Origin of the sequence: Pseudomonas sp. NA-150 (genome assembly GCF_044336365.1) — a bacterium.
Lineage (GTDB): Bacteria > Pseudomonadota > Gammaproteobacteria > Pseudomonadales > Pseudomonadaceae > Aquipseudomonas.
In genome coordinates this window covers 4192035-4211445 of record NZ_CP172305.1, presented here as the reverse complement: position 1 = coordinate 4211445, position 19411 = coordinate 4192035, and the positions used below count along the sequence as shown (strand labels likewise).

At 59.8% G+C, this 19411-nt stretch carries 19 protein-coding genes and 1 pseudogene; 9 read left to right on the top strand and 11 right to left on the bottom strand.

What is annotated here, in order from left to right:
• Positions 1-2: 2 nt before the first annotated feature.
• From ACF0H7_RS19945 to ACF0H7_RS19935, 3 genes are all read right to left on the bottom strand, one after another.
• Positions 3-1070, bottom strand: a complete 1068-nt coding sequence (locus ACF0H7_RS19945; protein WP_397448598.1) for a hypothetical protein — start codon at positions 1068-1070, stop codon at positions 3-5.
• Positions 1071-1213: 143 nt separating this feature from the next.
• Positions 1214-1858, bottom strand: a complete 645-nt coding sequence (locus ACF0H7_RS19940) for a response regulator transcription factor (RefSeq protein WP_397448597.1) — start codon at positions 1856-1858, stop codon at positions 1214-1216.
• Positions 1848-2975: an ATP-binding protein gene (locus ACF0H7_RS19935; protein WP_397448596.1), complete on the bottom strand. Its 1128-nt coding sequence runs from the start codon at positions 2973-2975 to the stop codon at positions 1848-1850. The genes ACF0H7_RS19940 and ACF0H7_RS19935 overlap by 11 nt, the downstream gene beginning before the upstream one ends.
• 145 nt (positions 2976-3120) lie before the next feature.
• Between ACF0H7_RS19935 and ACF0H7_RS19930 the strand changes: the two genes are divergently transcribed.
• Both ACF0H7_RS19930 and ACF0H7_RS19925 read left to right on the top strand, forming a co-directional pair.
• Positions 3121-3555 carry a DUF2231 domain-containing protein gene (locus ACF0H7_RS19930; RefSeq protein ID WP_397448595.1) on the top strand — a complete coding sequence of 145 codons (435 nt, stop codon included), beginning with the start codon at positions 3121-3123 and terminating at the stop codon, positions 3553-3555.
• Positions 3556-3705: 150 nt separating this feature from the next.
• A complete protein-coding gene (locus tag ACF0H7_RS19925; RefSeq protein WP_397448594.1) occupies positions 3706-5007 on the top strand; it encodes an MFS transporter in 1302 nt (433 codons plus the stop codon).
• Here the strand turns inward: ACF0H7_RS19925 and ACF0H7_RS19920 are convergent.
• Positions 4987-6204, bottom strand: coding sequence for a LysR family transcriptional regulator (locus ACF0H7_RS19920; RefSeq protein WP_397448593.1), 1218 nt, complete (start codon positions 6202-6204; stop codon positions 4987-4989). The two genes, ACF0H7_RS19925 and ACF0H7_RS19920, sit on opposite strands and share 21 nt — an antisense overlap.
• A 119-nt stretch (positions 6205-6323) precedes the next feature.
• Here ACF0H7_RS19920 and galB point away from each other — a divergent pair, with 119 nt between their 5' ends.
• The 6 genes from galB to ACF0H7_RS19890 all read left to right on the top strand — a co-directional run bounded on the left by galB (position 6324) and on the right by ACF0H7_RS19890 (position 12101).
• Positions 6324-7058: a 4-oxalmesaconate hydratase gene (gene galB / locus ACF0H7_RS19915; RefSeq protein WP_397448592.1), complete on the top strand. Its 735-nt coding sequence runs from the start codon at positions 6324-6326 to the stop codon at positions 7056-7058.
• Positions 7055-7771 carry a 4-carboxy-4-hydroxy-2-oxoadipate aldolase/oxaloacetate decarboxylase gene (locus ACF0H7_RS19910; RefSeq protein ID WP_397448591.1) on the top strand — a complete coding sequence of 239 codons (717 nt, stop codon included), beginning with the start codon at positions 7055-7057 and terminating at the stop codon, positions 7769-7771. Before galB ends, ACF0H7_RS19910 begins: the two co-directional genes overlap by 4 nt.
• A gap of 3 nt (positions 7772-7774) precedes the next feature.
• Positions 7775-8893, top strand: coding sequence for a 4-oxalomesaconate tautomerase (locus ACF0H7_RS19905; protein WP_397448590.1), 1119 nt, complete (start codon positions 7775-7777; stop codon positions 8891-8893).
• A gap of 192 nt (positions 8894-9085) precedes the next feature.
• Entirely contained in the window at positions 9086-9838 is a 753-nt protein-coding gene (locus ACF0H7_RS19900) for a 3-oxoacyl-ACP reductase family protein (protein WP_397448589.1), read from the top strand.
• A gap of 70 nt (positions 9839-9908) precedes the next feature.
• Positions 9909-10505, top strand: coding sequence for a TetR/AcrR family transcriptional regulator (locus tag ACF0H7_RS19895; RefSeq protein WP_397448588.1), 597 nt, complete (start codon positions 9909-9911; stop codon positions 10503-10505).
• Positions 10506-10745: 240 nt separating this feature from the next.
• The gene (locus ACF0H7_RS19890) at positions 10746-12101 is read left to right on the top strand and encodes an epoxide hydrolase family protein (RefSeq protein WP_397448587.1); all 1356 of its coding nucleotides are present in this window, start codon (positions 10746-10748) and stop codon (positions 12099-12101) included.
• 26 nt (positions 12102-12127) lie between these two features.
• On the opposite strand, the pseudogene ACF0H7_RS19885 reads toward ACF0H7_RS19890, so the two are convergent.
• Positions 12128-13053, bottom strand: a pseudogene (locus ACF0H7_RS19885) (LysR substrate-binding domain-containing protein).
• A 124-nt stretch (positions 13054-13177) separates the two neighbouring features.
• On the opposite strand from ACF0H7_RS19885, the gene ACF0H7_RS19880 reads away from it, so the two are divergent.
• The gene (locus ACF0H7_RS19880; protein WP_397448586.1) at positions 13178-13882 is read left to right on the top strand and encodes an alpha/beta fold hydrolase; all 705 of its coding nucleotides are present in this window, start codon (positions 13178-13180) and stop codon (positions 13880-13882) included.
• 91 nt (positions 13883-13973) lie between these two features.
• Here the strand turns inward: ACF0H7_RS19880 and ACF0H7_RS19875 are convergent, their stop codons facing one another.
• The 6 genes from ACF0H7_RS19875 to potA all read right to left on the bottom strand — a co-directional run bounded on the left by ACF0H7_RS19875 (position 13974) and on the right by potA (position 19296).
• Positions 13974-14363, bottom strand: a complete 390-nt coding sequence (locus ACF0H7_RS19875; RefSeq protein ID WP_397448585.1) for a c-type cytochrome — start codon at positions 14361-14363, stop codon at positions 13974-13976.
• A gap of 12 nt (positions 14364-14375) precedes the next feature.
• Entirely contained in the window at positions 14376-14687 is a 312-nt protein-coding gene (locus ACF0H7_RS19870) for a cupin domain-containing protein (RefSeq protein WP_397448584.1), read from the bottom strand.
• Between the two features lie 352 nt (positions 14688-15039).
• Positions 15040-16152: a polyamine ABC transporter substrate-binding protein gene (locus tag ACF0H7_RS19865; protein ID WP_397448583.1), complete on the bottom strand. Its 1113-nt coding sequence runs from the start codon at positions 16150-16152 to the stop codon at positions 15040-15042.
• 194 nt (positions 16153-16346) lie between these two features.
• Complete coding sequence (locus ACF0H7_RS19860; protein ID WP_397448582.1) at positions 16347-17246, bottom strand: ABC transporter permease subunit; 900 nt, start codon at positions 17244-17246, stop codon at positions 16347-16349.
• Entirely contained in the window at positions 17243-18157 is a 915-nt protein-coding gene (locus ACF0H7_RS19855) for an ABC transporter permease subunit (protein WP_397448581.1), read from the bottom strand. Before ACF0H7_RS19855 ends, ACF0H7_RS19860 begins: the two co-directional genes overlap by 4 nt.
• The gene (gene potA / locus ACF0H7_RS19850; protein WP_397448580.1) at positions 18154-19296 is read right to left on the bottom strand and encodes a polyamine ABC transporter ATP-binding protein; all 1143 of its coding nucleotides are present in this window, start codon (positions 19294-19296) and stop codon (positions 18154-18156) included. The genes ACF0H7_RS19855 and potA overlap by 4 nt, the downstream gene beginning before the upstream one ends.
• Positions 19297-19411: the final 115 nt, after the last annotated feature.

Genomic DNA, 19411 nt, shown 5'->3' with positions numbered 1-19411 from the left:
GCCTAGCGACGAATTTCTGGGGGTGGGTCGGTGGTCAATTCCGGCCGGTTATGGCGCCATTTCGGTTCTTTGTTGAGGGTGTCGGTGGTGAAACCGCGCAACCACTTGACCAACTTGCCGTAGGGCCTGACCAGATTGGACGAGAACACCGCACCCGGCGGCTCGTCCATGAACGGCATGAACTTGTCGGGAAAGCCCGGCATGGTGCAGCCGATGCAAATACCGCCGACATTTGGGCAACCGCCAATGCCATCCATCCAGCCGCGTTTGGGGACATTGCATTGCACCACCGGCCCCCAGCAGCCCAGCTTGACAAGGCACTCCGGCTGGCCGTACTCCTTGGCGAAAGTGGCCTGCTCGTAGTAGCCCGCACGGTCGCAACCTTCGTGCACCGTCTTGCCGAACAACCAGGTCGGCCGGCCCGCATCGTCCAGCGGAATCATCGGCGCGACGCCGGCGAGTTGGCGAAGCAGATACAGCAGCGTTTCCATGAAATTGTCCGGCTGCACCGGGCACCCCGGGACATTCACCACCGGCAAGCCGGCCTTGGATTTCCACTTCCAGCCCAGGTAATCGTTGACACCCATGCAGCCGGTGACATTGCCCTGCATGGCGTGGATGCCGCCATAGGTTGCGCAGGTGCCGCAGGCCACCACCGCCAATGCCTTGGGTGACAAGCGATCCAGCCATTCGGGAATGGTGATCGGCTCACCGGTCTGCGGGTCGTTGCCCATATAGGCCCAGTAACCGTCACCACTGAGGTTTTCGTTGGGGATGGAACCCTCCATCACCAGCACGAAATCGATCTCGCCACGCGCGGCCTGGTGCCAGTATTGCATCAACTCCTCGCCCACCTCGTAACACAGGTCGGGGTTGTGCAGGTGTACCTTGGGCAAGCCCGGAATTGCCCCCAGCACCACGTCTTCGATGCTGGGCAGGGTGGCGGCGGTGATCGAGATCGAATCGCCATCACAGCTCATGCCATCGTTGATCCAGATGATGTGGACTTCTTTGAGGTCGGGTTTGCGTTGCGTCTTGCGTCCGTAGGGGACGCTGCTCATCTCAGCCATGATTGGCCTCCTGATTGCACGCATTCATGCCTTGCAGGATTCGGTCGATCGCAAAGCAGGGGGCGCGATCTGACCGGGCTACAATCTTGGGACTGTAATCCAGAGACCAGGGTGTGGCTAAGCGTGCGGCTACCTAGGGAATGCTACCCAGGGAGAGGGGGCGGGCACAGGTGCAGTTCGTGAATGCCGCACAGCACCGCCATGGTGATGAGTTCCGCCGTCGAGTGCGCATGCATTTTTAGCATGAGGTGCTCGCGGTGATGTTCGACGGTGCGCGGGCTGATCATCAGGTCCCGGGCAATTTTCTTGTTCGGAAGGTCCGATACCACCAGGGCGAAGACTTGCTGTTCACGCGGCGACAGGTTGCTGAAACGCTGCTGCACCAGGGCCTGTTCACGGGCTAGCCTGCGGTCGTTGAGGTCTTTTTCCAGGGCAAGCTGGACGCTGGCCATCAGGTCTTTTTCGCTGAAAGGTTTTTCCAGAAAATCGATGGCACCGCACTTGAGCGCGGTCACTGCGGTGCTGGCGTTGCCATGGCCGGTAATGAAAATGATCGGCAGGCGCACCTGCATTTCTTTCAATCGCCTCTGCAACTCCAGGCCACCCATGCCCGGCATGCGCAGATCGGTGATCAGGCAACCGGGCTGCTGGGGGTCGAAGCTGTCAAGAAAGGCATTGGCGCCCGTATACATGCGCACCTCAAGTCCGGCGACGCTGAGGGTGCGCTTCAGTGCGGCGAGAAACAGTCGATCGTCATCGACCACATGGATGACCTGATCAGTCGTCATGGTCATCACCTTGAAGGACCGGCAGGGTGAAGTGCAGCGTAGCTCCGACGGTGGTAGTGGCATCCGCCCACAGCGTGCCGCCATGGGCCTCGATGATGGTGCGACTGATAGACAGGCCCAAGCCCATGCCAGTGCATTTGGAAGTATAAAACGGAGTGAAAATACGTTCGATTTGTTTATGGTCGATGCCTGGGCCCGTGTCTGCCACGCTGACCTGAATCTGTCCCGTGGGTTGCTCACGTGCTTTGATCATCAAACGGTGGCCAATGCCGCCCTGTTCGCGCATTGCTTCAATACTGTTATGCGCGAGGTTCACTAACACCTGACCGATCTGAACCGGTTCGACTCTCACGTAGTGCATGCCTCGCTGGATATCCAATTGCAGATCTATTTCACTGTCTCTGGCGTCGACTTCTATCAGCGTCGACACCTCTTGGAGCAGGGACAGGAACGTGCAATCGGTGTAGATATCACTGTCGTTTTGCAAAAAGCCGCGCAGGTGACGAACCACGCCACTGGCAAAAACGGCAGCCTCCTTGGCTTGAATCACCGCGGCCATGAACTCCGGTGTCTGGGCGTCGTTGGCGATCAACAGTCGCAATGCAACTTCGCAGTTGAGCACCACGGTTCCCAGGGGCTGATTCAGCTCGTGCGCGAGGCTCGAAGCCAGCTCACCCGCGGTGTTCAGCCGTGCCAGTCGGGTCAGTTGCGATTGCAGGCTGCGCAGCTTACGTGCCGACTCCTGCTCACCGGATACATCGATCATGGCGGTGCGAAAACACTGGGTGTGGTGCGAGGGATCAGCCACGTTGTCGCTTTTGAGCCACAACGTCGCAATCCGTCCCTGGCGGTTTTTCACCCTTAATTTGTGACTGATGCAGCTGTCGGTAGTTCCCAGCTTGCTGAGGTGAGCATGAAACTCATACTTGTCGGCGCTCAACACCCAGCGCGCGAACGGTTTTCCCGCCAGCCAGTGTGCGTCCCAACCCAGTAACGTGGCGCCCGTCTGGTTGATCGTGCGAATGCAGCCGGCGGTGTCCAGCAACACGTAGCCAATCGGCGCATGTTCGAACAAATCCTGGTAGTCAAACGTCGGTGGCAGCAGTGGGTTCGACATAGGGTGTACGCTTTAGGGGCGCCGAGATACGGTATCCGTCGCTGTTTGGCTAACCTTACAATTGTAGACGCCTGGCAGCGCCAAGCGTGCAGCCGTCCCGACAGGGCTAAACTGCCCCGGCGCTGGTCTGGAATGAGGGTTCACCATGCGTTGGCCGCGACACGTTCTGGGTCTTCCTCTGCACCCGATGCTGGTGCATTTCCCACTGGTGCTGTGGCTTGGCGTTCCATTCTTCGACGGGCTTGCGCTATGGCGAGGCGCATCAACCTGGTGGGGGATTGCGCTGGGCGCCACGGCGGTCGGTGCAGCGTTTGGCCTGTTTGCCCTGATTACCGGCCTGATGGAATACATTCACCTGTCCGAAACTGGTAACAATGACGTCCGTCTCGCGGCCCGCCATGGTGTGCGCACGACCTTGGTATGGTGTGTGATGAGCCTGAAACTGTTGGTCGTCAGCCTGTCAGAGAGCGGCTCCGGGCTGATTCTGATGTGTCTGGTGATTGACGTTTCGGCATGCGGGTTGTTACTGCAAGGGGCTTTCTTAGGCACCGAAATAACCTACGGCAGGTACAAGCCCTGAGTGACCGAACAGGGCCGATGAATCTCCATCCCCGATTTCAAACCGCATTAACAAAACCGATACCTCCATAAAACCTTCGCGCCCTGCCTGTTACGCTTGATGGATAGGATGAGCCCAAAGAATTCCTCCTATAAAAACAACAGGTGATTTATGCGACTTGGCTGGTATTCCGATTTGTCTGTGGGTGAACGGCGCACCTACTGGGCCTGTTTTGGCGGGTTCACCCTTGATTCGATGGATTCGACCATTTACGCGCTGGTAATGCCGGTGCTGCTGACCATCCTCGGCCTCAGTAAGTCCGACGCCGGAATACTCGGTTCCGTGGCGTTGATTGGCAGCGCCGTTGGCGGTTGGGGCGCCGGGATGCTGGCTGACCGTTATGGCCGAATCAAAGTCATGCAACTGACGGTCGTCTGGGTTGCCACCTTCACGTTTATGGCCGCTTTTTGCAGCAGCTTCTGGGCCTTTCTGCCGATCCGCTTTCTGCAAGGCATCGGCTACGGCGGCGAAGCGGTGGTGGGCGCGGTGTTGATCAGTGAAGCGATCAAACCTGCCTTGCGCGGTCGAGTGGCGGCGTCGGTGCAAAGCGGTTATGCCGTGGGTTACGCTATTTCCCTGGCGGCCATGCCGATCGTGTTTTACCTGTTGCCTGAGCAAGTCGCCTGGCGTGCGTTCTTCGCCATTGGCTTACTGCCGGCGCTGTTGGTCTGGTTCATCCGCCGTTTGGTCCCGGAGTCGGACCTGTTCAACAAGGCCAGCAGCCGTTCGAAGAAGATCGACGTGCGGCGGATCTTCAGCGCCGAGCACCGTCGCATTACTGTGATAAGTACCATTCTGGCCACCGGGATCTTCGGCGGCGCCTACATCATGATCACCTGGCTGCCGACCTACATGCGCCTGGAGCTTGGCCTGCCGGTGGCTTCGACTTCAGGTTACCTGGCAGTAAACATTCTCGGTTCGCTGGTAGGGCCGTTCGTCTATGGCCTGATCAGCGACAAGATCGGCCGCGGCAAGACGTTCATGCTGTTCCTCTGCTGCCAGGCGGTGGTGGTGTCGGTGTACATGTTCGCCCACATCGACCTGAACATTCTGTTGTTGCTGGGCTTTTTCCTCGGCGCATTCCAGGGTGGTTTGGCGTCAGGTTTGCCGCTGGCATTTTCCGAACTGTATCCGACGCATATTCGCGCCAACGGTGCCGGTTTCTGCACCAGCTTCGGCCGTGGTCTGGGCTCGATCATGCCGGCCACCGTCGGTTTCGCCTCCGGGCATATCGGCCTGGGCGCGGCGATGGGCAGCATTGCCATCGGTTCGTACCTGATCGGCTTTATCGCCGCGTTGTGCCTGCCTGACGCCACCGGTATTGACTTGGCTGAGGTCGATGCGCAGTCCGCCGAGTCGTACACCAAGGACGTCGAGCAGGCGCCAGCCCATTCAGCCGTTGGCTTGCACTGATCGATCGTTGATGACCTGGCGGATCTCGGCCATCAGCGCCTTGGCCGCCGGGGAGTGCAAGCCACCCACTCGATACGTCAAACCGATCGGGCGGTGGGTCCGGGGCAGTTGCACCTGCAATTGCTGCAGCTCGCCGGAGGTGATTTCGTGCAGCAGTTGATGGGCCGACACCGCCGCGATCATCTCCGAGTCCAGCAGCAAGCCCCTGATCATCGCCAGGTCGCCGGTTTCCACCACCGGCTCCGGGGCGGCGATGCCCAATTGCGCAAACAGCTCGTCGAGCAAACGCCTGGCCGGCGACCCGGCACGCGGCAGCACCCAACGCGCGCGCTCCAGATCGGCAATGTCCAGCGCGCGCCCTGACAACGGGTGACCCTTGCGCGCCAGGACCACCATGTCTTCGGTCAACAACTCCTCACCCTGCAAGTCACTGGCGAATTCGTGGGGGCGTAGCGCACCGAAAATAAAGTCCACATCACCGGCGCGCAGCTCGGTGGCGAGCAAATCGAACGGGCTTTCGTTGGTGGCGATGCGGATATTCGGATGCGCCGCCGTCAGCCGGATAATCGCCTTCGGCAAAATGCTGCTGCGGCCCAGGGGCAGGGCGCCGATGGTCACTGCGCCCAACAACGAGCCGCGCAAGGCCGCGACGTCGCCATCGATATGCCGCAGCTCGTTCAACGCCCGGCGGATGGGCAACAGGATGTCGCTGCTGGCGCGGGTCGGTTGCAAGCCACGCGACGAGCGCTCGAACAACACGCAGCCGCTGCCACTCTCCAACACCTTCAATGCGGTGCTCACCGCCGGTTGGGTCAGGCCGAAGGTGGTGGCCACGGTCTGCATGTGCCGGGTTTCGCAGAGTTTGATAAACAGCGCCAGCCGTCGCGCGTTCAACAGGTACAAGGGTTCCGCCGCATGCCCGGCGACATTGCCCAGCAGCCGTGGCACCTGCGCCAGTTCCTCCAGCGCCCGCCGAGCCCGGGGCAGCACGTGTTTGCCGTATTCGGTGAGCAACATGCCGCCGGCGTGACGCTCGAACAGCGGCACTTCCAGCCGTTGTTCCAGATCACGAATCGAGCGGGTCACCACCGACTGCGCGCGGTACAGCGCCTCCGACGCGCGGGACACACTGCCATGCTCGGCCACGCGCACAAACGCACGGATGTGCAGCAGGTTGGGGAGTTCGTCGATGATCATCGGGGCGGCGGCTCACGCAGTGATAAGTAAAAAGTATACCTGCCTTAGCTGAATGAATTACCGCGAAAAAAGCCCGCATGACAGCATCGTCGAAACAATGACAACCAGAGGGTTTCTTCATGACGGGTTCCAGCAAATCGGCATTGATCGTCAGCGCACATTCTGCGGATTTCGTCTGGCGCGCAGGTGGCGCGATTGCCCTGCACACCAAACAGGGCTACGCGGTACACATCGTCTGCCTGTCGTTCGGTGAGCGCGGTGAGTCGGCCAAGCTGTGGCGCAAGGGCGAAATGACCGAACAACGGGTCAAGGACGCACGCCGCGAAGAAGCCCAGGCCGCCGCCGACATTCTCGGCGCCACTGTGGAATTCTTCGACATCGGCGACTACCCGATGCGCGCCGACAAAGACACGATTTTCCGACTCGCCGATGTCTACCGTCGCGTGCAACCGGAATTCGTCCTCAGCCATTCGCTGAAAGACCCGTACAACTACGACCACCCGCTGGCCACCCACATGGCCCAGGAAGCGCGGATCATCGCCCAGGCCGAAGGCTACAAGCCCGGCGAAAAAATTATCGGCGCGCCACCGGTGTACTGCTTCGAGCCACACCAGCCGGAACAGTGCGACTGGCGCCCCGACGTGCTGCTGGATATCACCGAGGTGTGGGACACCAAGTATCAGGCGATCCAGTGCATGGCCGGCCAGGAACACCTGTGGGAGTACTACACCCGCGTGGCCCAGCAGCGTGGCGTGCAGGCCAAGCGCAACGTCGGCATTACCTCGAGCAAAAACATCCAGTACGCCGAGGGCTACCAGAGCATCTTCCCGCGTGTGACGGAGAACCTGGCATGAGCTACGTCATCGGCCAGACCGGCATCTGCGTGCGCAGCATCCAGCGCGCCAATCCCGACGTGATCGACGAACTGGCGCGCTACGGCGTCGCCACCGTCCACGAGTCCCAAGGCCGCAAAGGCCTGCTCGGCCCCGACCTGCGTCCGATTCAGCAAGACCACGGCATCAGCGGCTCGGCGGTCACGGTATTGGTGTCCCCCGGCGACAACTGGATGTTCCACGTTGCGGTCGAACAATGCCAACCCGGTGACATCCTGGTGGTCACCCCCAGCTCACCGTGCATCGACGGCTACTTCGGCGACCTGCTGGCCACCTCGCTGCAATCACGCGGTGTGCGCGGGCTGATCATCGACGCCGGGGTGCGCGACACCCGCACCCTGCGCGAAATGGGCTTTTCGGTCTGGTCCCGCGCGGTCTACGCCCAAGGCACCGTCAAGGAAACCCTCGGCTCGGTCAACGTGCCGATCATCTGCGGCGGCCAACTGATCAACCCCGGCGACGTGGTCGTGGCCGACGACGACGGCGTGGTCATCGTCCGCCGCAACGACGCACAGCAGGTGGTCGAAGCCAGCCGCAAACGCGCCGCGCTGGAAGAAGAAAAACGCCTGCGCATGGCCAACGGCGAACTCGGCCTGGATATCTACAAGATGCGTGAACGACTGGCCGAAAAAGGGTTACGGTATGTCGATACATTGGAGTCATTAGAGGACTGATACGTGCGTCAGACGCAGATTCGTTGCATGCAGATCCGGGGCGGCACTTCCAAAGGCGTGTACTTCCTCGCCGCCGACCTGCCCACCGATTCGCACCTGCGCGACCGCGTCCTCCTCGCCGCCCTGGGCTCCCCCGACGATCGCCAGATCGACGGCCTCGGCGGCGGCAACACCCTCACCAGCAAAGTCGCCATCGTCCAGCCGTCAACCCGCGAAGACGCCGATGTCGACTACCTGTTCGCCCAGGTGCTGCTCAACGAAGCCCGCGTCGACTACGGCCAACCCTGCGGCAACCTCCTCGCTGGCGTCGGCCCCTTCGCCCTCGAATGCGGCCTGGTGCCCATCACCGACGACCTGACGTCGGTCCGCATCCACATGACCAACACCGGCCAAATCGCCATCGCCACCGTGCAAACGCCTGAAGGCGAAGTGCGCTACGACGGCGACACGCGGGTCGATGGCGTGCCGGGCAGCCATGCCCCGATCCTCATCGAATTCAAAGACATTGCCGGGTCCAGTTGTGGCGCTCTTCTGCCGACAGGAACTGCTCGCAATGTCATCGATGGCGTGGAGGTGACCTGCATCGACAACGGCATGCCAGTGGTGCTGATGCGCGCTACGGACGTTGGATGCACTGGCTATGAAAGCCCGGCTGAGCTGGAGGCGGATGAGGTTTTGAAGGGGAGGGTGGAGGCGATTCGGCTGCAGGCTGGAGTGATGATGAACCTCGGCGATGTGAGGGAACGGAGCGTGCCGAAGATGTGTTTGGTGGCGCCGCCCCGGGATGGCGGGGCGGTGTCGACGCGGACGTTTATACCGCATCGGTGCCATAGCTCGATTGGGGTGTTTGGGGCGGTCAGTGTGGCTACGGCGTGTTTGGTTGAAGGGTCGGTTCTGAATGGTCTGGCGGTTTTGCCAGAGGGTGATTGCAAGACGTTGTTTGTAGAGCATCCGACGGGGGCGTTGACAGTGCAGATGCAACTCGACAAGGGCGTAGTGGTTCGTTCTGGCTTGGTTAGGACGGCGCGGGTTTTGGCGTATGGGCAGGTATGTATTCCGAGGAGCATTTGGGTAGGGGTACAGGAACAGTGTCAATCAGTTAGAACGAGCGCTCCCTCGTAGGAGCTGACGAAGGCTGCGATAAAGCCAGAACACACACCGTTTTTTCGCCAATCCAGCCGGGATACGCGAAAAAATACGAGGGCCTAGGTTTAGCGGATTAAAAAATCTATAATCAGGTTGATAATTCTTCAGATGTTGGGTAGATTTTTCAGGATATATTAGATTAATTAATCCACAAAGAGAATCTAACCCATGTCCATCATCCCAACCCGTTTCGCAAACAAAATAGCCCTCGTCACTGGCGGTTCACGCGGTATCGGTGCCGCTATCGTCCGGCGCCTGGCTCAAGAGGGCGCGGCTGTGGCGTTCACCTATGCAGCGTCGACGACCAAGGCCGATGCGTTGGTCGCCAGTATTCAGGCAGAAGGTGGCAGGGCGTTGGCGATCAAGGCCGACAGCAAAAGCGCGTCGGACATCGAACGCGCGGTGGCGACCACCGTCGAGCAGTTCGGCGCGCTGAATATTCTGGTCAACAACGCCGGCATCCTGGGCCTGGGCTCCGTGGATGATTTCAGTCTCGAAGCCTTTGACGAAATGTACGCCGTCAACGTGCGCGCTGCGTTTGTCGCGGCCAAGGCCTGCTCTCGGGTGATGACCCGCGGCGACCGAATCATTGCCATCGGCAGTGTCACGGCAGAGCGCTCCGGGTTCCCGGGTTCCAGTGCTTATTCGATGACGAAGGCGGCGATGGTCGGTATGATTCGCGGCCTCGCGCTGGATTTCGCGTCGCGTGGGATCACGGTCAACAACATCCAGCCTGGCCCCGTCGCCACCGACATGAACCCCGAGGATTCACCGTACATGGATAAGATTCTCGGCCTTCTACCGGTTGGCCGCCTGGGCATGCCAGAGGAGATCGCGTCCATGGCGGCCTATTTAGCGAGTGACGAGGCGAGTTTCGTCACCGGGTCGAGCCTGACCATCGACGGTGGTTATCTGGCCTGACTGCGCGGACGGCCAAGCACCCGGCTGCTCAACCCCGACAGCTTCACTTTGAATCGCCCCGAGGCACGCAATGGCAAGACCGAGACAATTCGACCGTGACCAAGCGTTGCTGCAGGCGATCAAGGTGTTCTGTGACAAAGGCTTCGCGGCCGCGTCCACCGAAGAACTGATGAACGCCATGGGTTTGAGTCGGCAAAGCATGTACAACGCGTTTGGCGACAAACGCCAGTTGTACCTGCACGCCATGCAGCAGTATCAGGCCAACAGTGTCAGTGATCTTATCTGGCGATTGAGCAAGGACGCGACGCCGCTGGAGTCCTTGCGCAACACACTCTTGTCGTTCGCTTCGCGGGCGGAAAGGGAAGGCACGGCAGGCTGCATGGGCGTCAATGCCGTCTGCGAATTCGGCCTCTCCGACGACGAGGTCAACCAACTCACCGACAGCAGCGCCAGAACCCTGCGCTCAGCGCTCGAACGCACCTTGCGCGACGCGGTGGAGCAACAGCAGATCGCCGCACACACCGACATCCCGGGCGCCTGCATTTTTTTGCTGTCGACCCTCAGCGGCATGAAAGTCAGCGCCAAGGCAGGCGCCAGCGTCGAGCAGTTGCAGGCGATAGCCGGTTTTGCAATTCAGGGACTGACGCCAGTTGAATGGGTCGATTGAGCGCGGGTTACATCTTGCCTATGCCAGTCATTTGAGCCGGCGGCCCGAAAATCCGAAATCCCCCAGCCTTTCTGCACTACAGTTCACATACGCAAGCGCAACGCAGCCCCTCCAGGAATCAACCACAGCACCCCCTCACACCGCGCGCCCTGCGCCCTGCGCCGACTATGGCCGCCGATGCCTGATGAAATCGGGTTGCCATTCATTGGTAACCTGGCGTCTTCGCCACTCGGAGTCTGTATGTCAAATAACCACCCACCCGAATCGCCGTCTCGCCGTCTTTTCGTGGGCATGGCCGCAACGACGCTTGCCGCTGGCTCGTTGAGTCGGCTGGCATTTGCAGAGTCCAATCAAGCGATCACTTCGGTTGCCCAGGCGAAGGGCGGCGACAAGACGGCGGTGCGCCCATTGCGGGTGCATGTGCCGGAGTCACAGTTGGTCGATTTGCGCCGGCGGATCAAGGCGACGAGGTGGCCGGAGCAGGAGACGATTGCTGATGATTCGCAGGGCGTGCCGTTGGCGATGGTTCAGGCGCTCGCGCGGCAGTGGGCGACGGGGTATGACTGGCGCAAGTGCGAGGCCAGGCTGAATGCGTTGCCGCAGTTCGTGACCGAGATCGATGGGTTGGACATTCATTTCATCCACGTTCGTTCAAAGCATGCAGACGCGATGCCGCTGATCGTCACCCACGGTTGGCCCGGTTCGGTGATCGAGATGTTCAAGATCATCGATCCGCTAAGCAATCCCACGGCCCATGGCGCCAGTGCGGCGGATGCTTTCCATCTGGTGATTCCGTCGTTGCCCGGCTATGGCTTTTCCGGCAAACCCACCACCACGGGTTGGGGGCCGGAGCGTACGGCGCGGGCCTGGGTCGAGCTGATGAAGCGCCTTGGCTACACCCGATTTGCCGCGCAGGGTGGTGATTTGGGTGGGGTGGTGACCAATGTGATGGGTAAGCAGGCCGCGCCGGAGTTGTTGGGCATTCACGTGAACTTTCCGGCGACGATTCCTGCCGAGATTGCCAAGGCGCTGCAAGCCGGAGATCCCACACCGGCCGGTCTAGGGGAAGAGGAAAAGCACGCCTACGAGCAACTGAGCAGCGCCGCCAAAAAGCGCCGCGCCTATGCATTGGAAATGGGTACACGCCCGCAAACGCTCGTCGGACTGACGGATTCACCTGTTGGGTTGGCGAGTTGGTTGCTGGATCACGGCGACGGTTATGTCCAGCCGGCGGCGGCACTGACTTCAGCGGTGTTCGGCAAAGTGGTGAATGGAGAATCCGCGGGCGAGTTGACCCTCAATGACCTGCTCGACGACTTCACGCTTTACTGGTTGACCAACACCGGAGTGTCCTCGGCGCGCTTTTACTGGGAGTCGCATTTCAACTTCCTGGCCGCCGCCGACGTGTCGATCCCGGCAGCGGTGAGTGTCTTTCCGCGCGAGAATTACCAGGCGCCGCGCAGTTGGACGGAGCAGGCGTATCACAACCTGATTTATTACAACCGGACCGATAAAGGTGGGCACTTTGCAGCCTGGGAGCAGCCGCAGTTGTTTGCGCAGGAGGTGCGCGCTGGGTTGAGGTCGTTGCGTAAGTAGCGGACGCCATCGTTATGATGTTCCTATCACCGGCCCTCAAGTAGCGCCAGAAACTCGTGCTTTTGCATCCCGCGTTCAACCAGCTCATCCGCCCGCGCCAGAAATCGCTTGAGCAGTGCCGAGGTATTCGATTTGTTGTAGCCCATCATCAGGTCGATGGTTGGCACTTCTCCCTCCAGCGGTCGCGCAACAACCGACGGAATCAGCATGTTTTGCACATACAGCGGAAGCAGGGTAATCCCGCCGGTGGAGGCCACCAGTGACATGCCGCCGGATACGTTTTCCGCGTCGTAGGCAGGCCTCAGCGTGATCCCCGCTTTGGCTGCGTAGTCGTCGATGACAGCCTTCAGCACCGGTGCGATTCGCGCCGGGCTGATGAAGGTTTCGCGGGCCAGGTCCTGGGGGATATGGCCTTGCGCGCCGCGAGGGGGTGGTCGCTGGGCAGGATTGCGATCAGCGGTTCCTTGATCAGAAAGTTATAGGCGAGGCCGGTGGTCTGTGGTTCGTGCCGAAGCAGGGCGACGTCGACTTTGCCCTGCATCAACGCATCGGCGAGTTCGGGTGAGGATTTGGTCGAGAGGGTGATTTCGACGTCGGGCGCTTCTTCGCGCAGGATGCGCAGCGTCTCTGACAACCAGACGACTTCTTGTCCGGCGAGAAAGCCTACGACAAATCCCGGCTTTTCCGGCTGCTCGGCACGACGTGCTGCTTCGCAGGCGATTTCGATTTGCATCAATGCCATGCGTGCATGATCGAGGAACACCCGGCCGGCCGGGGTGAGGGCGATCCCACGCGCCTTGCGCTCCAGCAGCTTGACCCCGACTTCCAGTTCGAGGTCGCGGATTTGTCGGCTGAGCGAAGGCTGTGCGGTGTAGAGTCGTTTCTCGGCAGCAGTGGTCAGGCTGCCTTCTTCGGCGACGGCAATGAAGTAGCGTAAATGCCGTAGTTCCATGTTCGCTCACCTATACTTTTAAAGCATGCCTCGAGCATACAAAGTCTTGGTTGTGGTCTCAAGGGAAGAGCAACGTATGTCTCGAGGACAACACTCATGTTGTCCCTTACAAGGTGCACTTTATATGTCTACGCAACGCAAACCGAGCATCGTGTTCGTTCACGGCATCTGGGCCGATGGCTCGTCCTTCAGCAAACTGATTCCGGCGCTGCAGGCCGAAGGCTACGAGGTGATCGCGGCTCAGTATGGCCTCGACACCCTCGCCGCCGATGTCGCGGGTGTCATCAGCACGTTGGCCCGGGTCAGCAGCCCGGCGATTCTGGTCGGTCATTCCTACGGCGGTACGCTGATCACCGCCGCCGGGGCAGATCCGCGGGTGGCCGGGTTGGTCTACATCGCAGCACTGGCGCCGGACGCTGACGAAACGTCGCAGAGCCTGCAAGCCAAGTTCCCGGTTACCGAGGTGTTTTCCCACATCGAGGTCACCGACGGTCGCGTTTGGGTGAAACCAGAAGGCGTCGCGTGTTTTGCCGGGGATTTGTCTGAGGCGGAGCAAAAGCTGGTCTGGGCTACCCACGCCGCGCCCGCCGCAGATTTGTTCGGGCAACAGGCTGAAGGCACGGCCTGGCGCTCAAAACCAAGTTGGTACATCGTGGCCAACGACGACCAGACTGTTCACCCCGAGCTGCAACGCTTTGTTGCCAAACGCATGGGTGCTACCACGGTCGAGACCAACAGCAGCCACGTGCCAATGCTGTCCCAGCCTGAGTTTGTGCTGGAGGTGATTCGTAAAGCTGCACAGTCGGTTCAGGAGGCCATGACCGCGTAAAAAGTAGCGAAAAGCGGGACAGGTTTATTCCAGGAGCTGTGCAGTAGCCCTTATCAATAAACCTGTCCCCATCGATTTGCCTCGCAATGCCTTACTTCGCCTGAAATGTCTGCAGATAAGCCAACAGATTGGCGATTTTTTCCGGATCGCTGAGCCCCCAGAAACTCATGCGAGTCCCGGGTACCACGGCACTGGGGTCCTGGACGTAGGCGGTCAGCGTTTCTCGGTTCCAGACAATGGATGAGGCTTTCATGGCGTCTGAGTATTGGTAGTCTGTGGTGCTACCGGCCTGGCGCCCGAAAATACCATTGAGCTGCGGGCCGAAAGAGCTCCGCGCGTTCCGGCCGATGTAATGGCAACTGCTGCACAGTTTTTTGAACAGCATCGCTCCCGCTTCGGCATCACCCTCCGCGTGTGCCTGAACGCTGAGTAATCCTGCGCTCAACACCAGGGCGGCGGTCAGTACGGCAATTTTGATCATGGTGGGTTTCCGTCAGACGCTGCCTTCGCTTTCCACCACCAATATCCGCGCCTGGCCTATCGGGTGGGCGACGTGCGCGGTGCCCACGGAGGCATAAAAAATGTCGCCGGTTTCCAGCACGGTTGAGCGCTCGACGCCGTTTTCCTTGTAGTGCATTTCCACACGGCCATCGAGCACGGCGAACACCTCTTGTCCGTCATTCACATGCCACTTGTAGGGCTGGTCGGTCCAGTGCAGGCGGGTGGTGATCCCGTTCATGTTGGCGATATCAAGCGCGGCCCAGGCACGGTCGCCGGTGAAGGCCTTGCTGCGGATGATGTTCATGAGGGCCGTTTGGGTGAGGGAATGAGGCAGGTAGATTACTGGATGAGACCGAATGATCATACTGCGATAGCAGGGTATGTTTGATGATGTGCCGGGGCAGGCGCCGAGTGAGGTGTTCAGGTTTCATCGGCGGTGATTTTGGCAATGGGTTTTGCGGCGTCTGATGGTCAGTCTTCGCCAACGTGTTGGCGAAGGCTATCTGACAGGCGAACCAAAAAAAGCGCCCGAAGGCGCTATAAAAATCCCACCCGTACCGAGGAAGGCCAGGCAGGCCCGTTCTTTCCCCCGTGGCGTTGGTAAGTCGCCACAAGAACGGATTTCCGAATCGCGTCCTATATGAGCGCGATATAAATCATTTACCCAACTTGACCCGCGTCCACCCCCGCGTCATCAAGCGTTGGGTGGCAATCGGCATGTCCGGTATCGCGTACAAGGTCGCCATCACTTCCTGCTGCGGATATAAGCCTGGATCGTTGCGGATCGACTCGTCCACCAACGGTGTAGCCGCCGAGTTGGCGTTGCTGTAGCCGACGCTGTTGGTGATTTCGGCCATGACGTCCGGGCGCATCAGGAAGTTCATGAACTTGTACGCACCTTCGACGTTGCCGGCGTCGCGTGGGATGGCGACCATGTCGTAGAAGCTGCCGGCGCCTTCTTTGGGGATGCTGTAGCTGACGTTGACCTTATCACCGGCTTCGACAGCGCGAGCCTTGGCCTGGTAGATGTCACCCGAATAACCGACCGCGACGCAGAGGTTGCCGTTGGCCAGGTCGGAGATGTACTTGGACGAATGGAAGTACGCCACCGAGGGGCGGATTTTCATGAACAGCGCTTCGGCTTCGGCGATCTGTTGCGGGTTTTGCGAGTTCACCGGGTAGCCGAGGTAGTGCAGCGCCAGTGGCAGCATTTCCGTCGGTGAGTCGAGGAAGCTGATGCCACACGACTTCAGTTTCTCTGCGTTTTCCGGTTTGAACAGCAGGTCCCAGGAGTTGATCGGTGCATCCTTGCCCAGTACTTGTTTGACCTTTTCCGGGTTGTAGCCGATGCCGATCGAGCCCCACATATAAGGGAAGGCGTAACCGTTGTCGGGGTCGCTGGCGGCGGCGTTTTTCAACAGCACCGGGTTGAGGTTTTTCCAGTTGGGCATTTTTGACTTGTCCAGTGGCTGGTAGACCCCGGCCTTGATTTGCTTGGCCAGAAAGCTGTTGGAGGGCACGACAATGTCGTACCCGGACTTGCCTGCGAGCAACCTGGCTTCAAGGGTTTCATTGCTGTCGAACACGTCGTAGACGACGGTGATCCCGGTTTCGTCTTCGAACTGCTTGACCGTGTTCGGGGCAATGTAATCGGACCAGTTGTAGACCCGCAGGACCTTGTCATTGGCCAAGGCGCAGTTATTGATTGCGCTGAACAAGGACACGCCCAGTACAGAGACGGCAAGGACGGTCCTGCCAAACATTTTCATGCGTACCACTCCATTTCTTTTAACGTCCAGCTACAGGCTGTGTGAAAACTGCTGCGCTCGGCATAACTGCGTTAAAAACAGGCTCGGAATGCTCATTTAGGTCCCTAAACTCCGCTTCCTCGCCTATTTTTGCCTTGTCCTGCCTTCGCTCGCTACGTTCTCACACAGCCTGTACAAGGGTGAAGCACAGCCGCTTATGCGGCTGCACCTACCAATTGCGGTTTGACGACTTTCTTCTCAGGCTGCGAATACGCTTCGTTGGCCATCGATTCCATGGCGTCCTGAATCGCACGTTTGCGGGCGGCTTCTGCGCGGCGGCCGAAGTACCAGATCATGAAAGTCACCAGCGACACGGTCAGCAGGATCAGGCTGGCGATGGCGTTGATTTCTGGTTTCACGCCCAGTCGCACGGCGGAGAACACTTCCATCGGCAACGTAGTCGAGCCAGGGCCGGAAACGAAGCTGGCGAGTACCAGGTCGTCGAGCGACAAAGCGAAGGACATCATGCCGCCGGCCGCCAGTGACGGCGCGATCATCGGTACGGTGATCAGGGCGAAGACTTTCCACGGGCGGGCGCCGAGGTCCATCGCCGCTTCTTCGATCGACATGTCCAGTTCACGCAAGCGTGACGACACCACCACCGCGACATAGGCCGAACAGAAGGTGGTGTGGGCAATCCAGATGGTCAGCAGGCCACGCTCTTGCGGCCAGCCGATGATCTGCGCCATGGCGATGAACAACAGCAGCAACGACAGACCGGTGATCACTTCCGGCATCACCAGCGGCGCGGTGACCAGGCCACCGAACAGCGTGCGGCCCTTGAAGCGGGTAACGCGGGTCAGCACGAACGCCGCCAGCGTACCCAGTGCCACGGCGGAGATGGCGGTGTAGAACGCCACTTCCAGCGAGCGCACCACGGAGCCCATCAGTTGTTTGTTGTCCAGCAGGCCGGCGTACCAATGCACCGACCAGCCACCCCAGACCGTCACCAGTTTCGAGGCGTTGAACGAGTAGATCACCAGGATCAGCATCGGCAGGTAGATAAACAGCAGGCCGAGGATCAGCATCATTCTTGAAAATCCGAAACGCTTCATGCCCGTCCCTCCATCTCTTTGGCTTGGCTGCGACTGAAGAGCAAGATCGGTACGATCAGGATCGCCAGCATGATCACCGCCAGGGCCGAGGCCACCGGCCAGTCACGGTTGTTGAAGAACTCTTGCCACAGCACGCGGCCGATCATCAGGGTTTCCGGGCCGCCCAGCAGTTCAGGAATCACGAACTCACCGACCACCGGAATGAACACCAGCATGCAGCCGGCGATGATGCCGTTGCGCGCCATCGGCACGGTGATTTTCCAGAAGCTGTTGAAGGTACTGGAACCGAGGTCCGATGCCGCTTCCAACAGGCTTGGATCGTGCTTGACCAGGTTGGCGTACAGCGGCAACACCATGAACGGCAGGTAGGCGTAGACCACACCGATATAAACAGCGGTGTTGGTATTGAGGATTTCAATCGGGCTGGACGTCAGCCCCGTCCACATCAGGAATGCGTTGAGCAGACCGTTGTTGCTGAGGATGCCCATCCACGCATAGACGCGGATCAGGATCGCGGTCCAGGTCGGCATCATGATCAACAGCAGCAGCACGGTTTGCGCTTCCTTGCGCGATTTGGAGATGGCGTAGGCCATTGGGAAACCGATCACCAGGCACATCAACGTGCTGAAAAACGCCACTTTCAATGAGCCGAAGTAAGCCGAGATATACAGCTCATCTTCGCCCAGCATCCCGTAGTTGCTCAGGTTCAGCAGCAGCTGGAATTTCTGCTCGACGAAGCTGTAGATCTCGGTATACGGCGGGATCGCCAGCGCAGCTTCGGCGAAGCTGATCTTGATCACGATAAAGAATGGCAGCATGAAGAACAGGCACAGCCACAGGAAGGGTACGCCGATAACCACTTGCCGGCCGCTTGGAAGCAGGCGCATGAAACGCTGATTGAGAGTACTCATGAGCGCAGTACCACGCCGCTGTCATCCTCCCACCAGACGTACACGCTGTCGTCCCAGGTAGGGCGCGTGCCACGGCGTTCGGCGTTGGCCATGAACGACTGGACGATCTTGCCGCTCGGCAATTGCACGTAGAACACCGAGTGACCGCCGAGGTAGGCGATGTCGTGGACGATCCCTTGCGACCAGTTGTAGCGGCTCTCGGGTTTGAGGGTCGAGACCAGCATTTTTTCCGGGCGGATGGCGAAGGTTACGGCCTTGTCTTCCACCGAAGTGCTGACGCCGTGGCCGACATAAATGCACTGCGCCAGGTCCGGGCTCTGAATGATCGCGTGACCTTCTTCGTCTTCGGTGACTACACCTTCGAAGGCGTTGACGTTGCCGATGAACTCGCACACCAGGCGGCTGACCGGGGCTTCATAGATGTCGACCGGGCTGCCGGTCTGGGCAATCCAACCCAGGTGCATGATCGAGATGCGCTGGGCCATGGTCATGGCCTCTTCCTGGTCGTGGGTCACCATCACGCAGGTCACGCCGACGCGTTCGATGATTTCCACCAGTTCCAGCTGCATCTGTTGGCGCAGCTTTTTGTCCAGCGCACCCATCGGCTCGTCGAGCAGCAACAGTTTCGGCCGCTTGGCCAACGAACGGGCCAGGGCTACGCGCTGACGCTGGCCACCAGACAGTTGATGCGGTTTGCGTTTGGCGTACTGGCTCATGTGTACCAGCTTGAGCATTTCTTCAACGCGGGCTGCTATCTCGGCGGCCGGCAAACGGTCCTGCTTGAGGCCGAAGGCAATGTTCTGCGCCACGGTCATGTGTGGGAACAAGGCGTAGGACTGGAACATCATGTTGATCGGCCGCTCGTAGGGCGGTAGGTCGGTGATGTCGACACCGTCCAGAAGGATGCGGCCTTCGGTCGGACGTTCGAAGCCGGCGAGCATGCGCAACAGCGTCGATTTGCCCGAACCGGAACCGCCGAGCAGGGCGAAGATTTCACCCTGGCGGATTTCCAGGGACACATCGTCCACGGCGACGGTCTCGTCGAACTTCTTGGTCACGCGATCGATTTTAACCAGCACCTTTTTCGGGTGCGGGTTGCCTTCAAGGGCCTTCCTGTAAATGCTGGAGGCGTTAGCCATGGGAAACTCCGCTTCTTGTTTTCATATGCTTTTGATTACGAGCTGACCGCACACCATGAATCAGGGCGCGCATTGATGCGTGGCTCACTGAGGCGTGGCTTGGCATTGCTGAGTG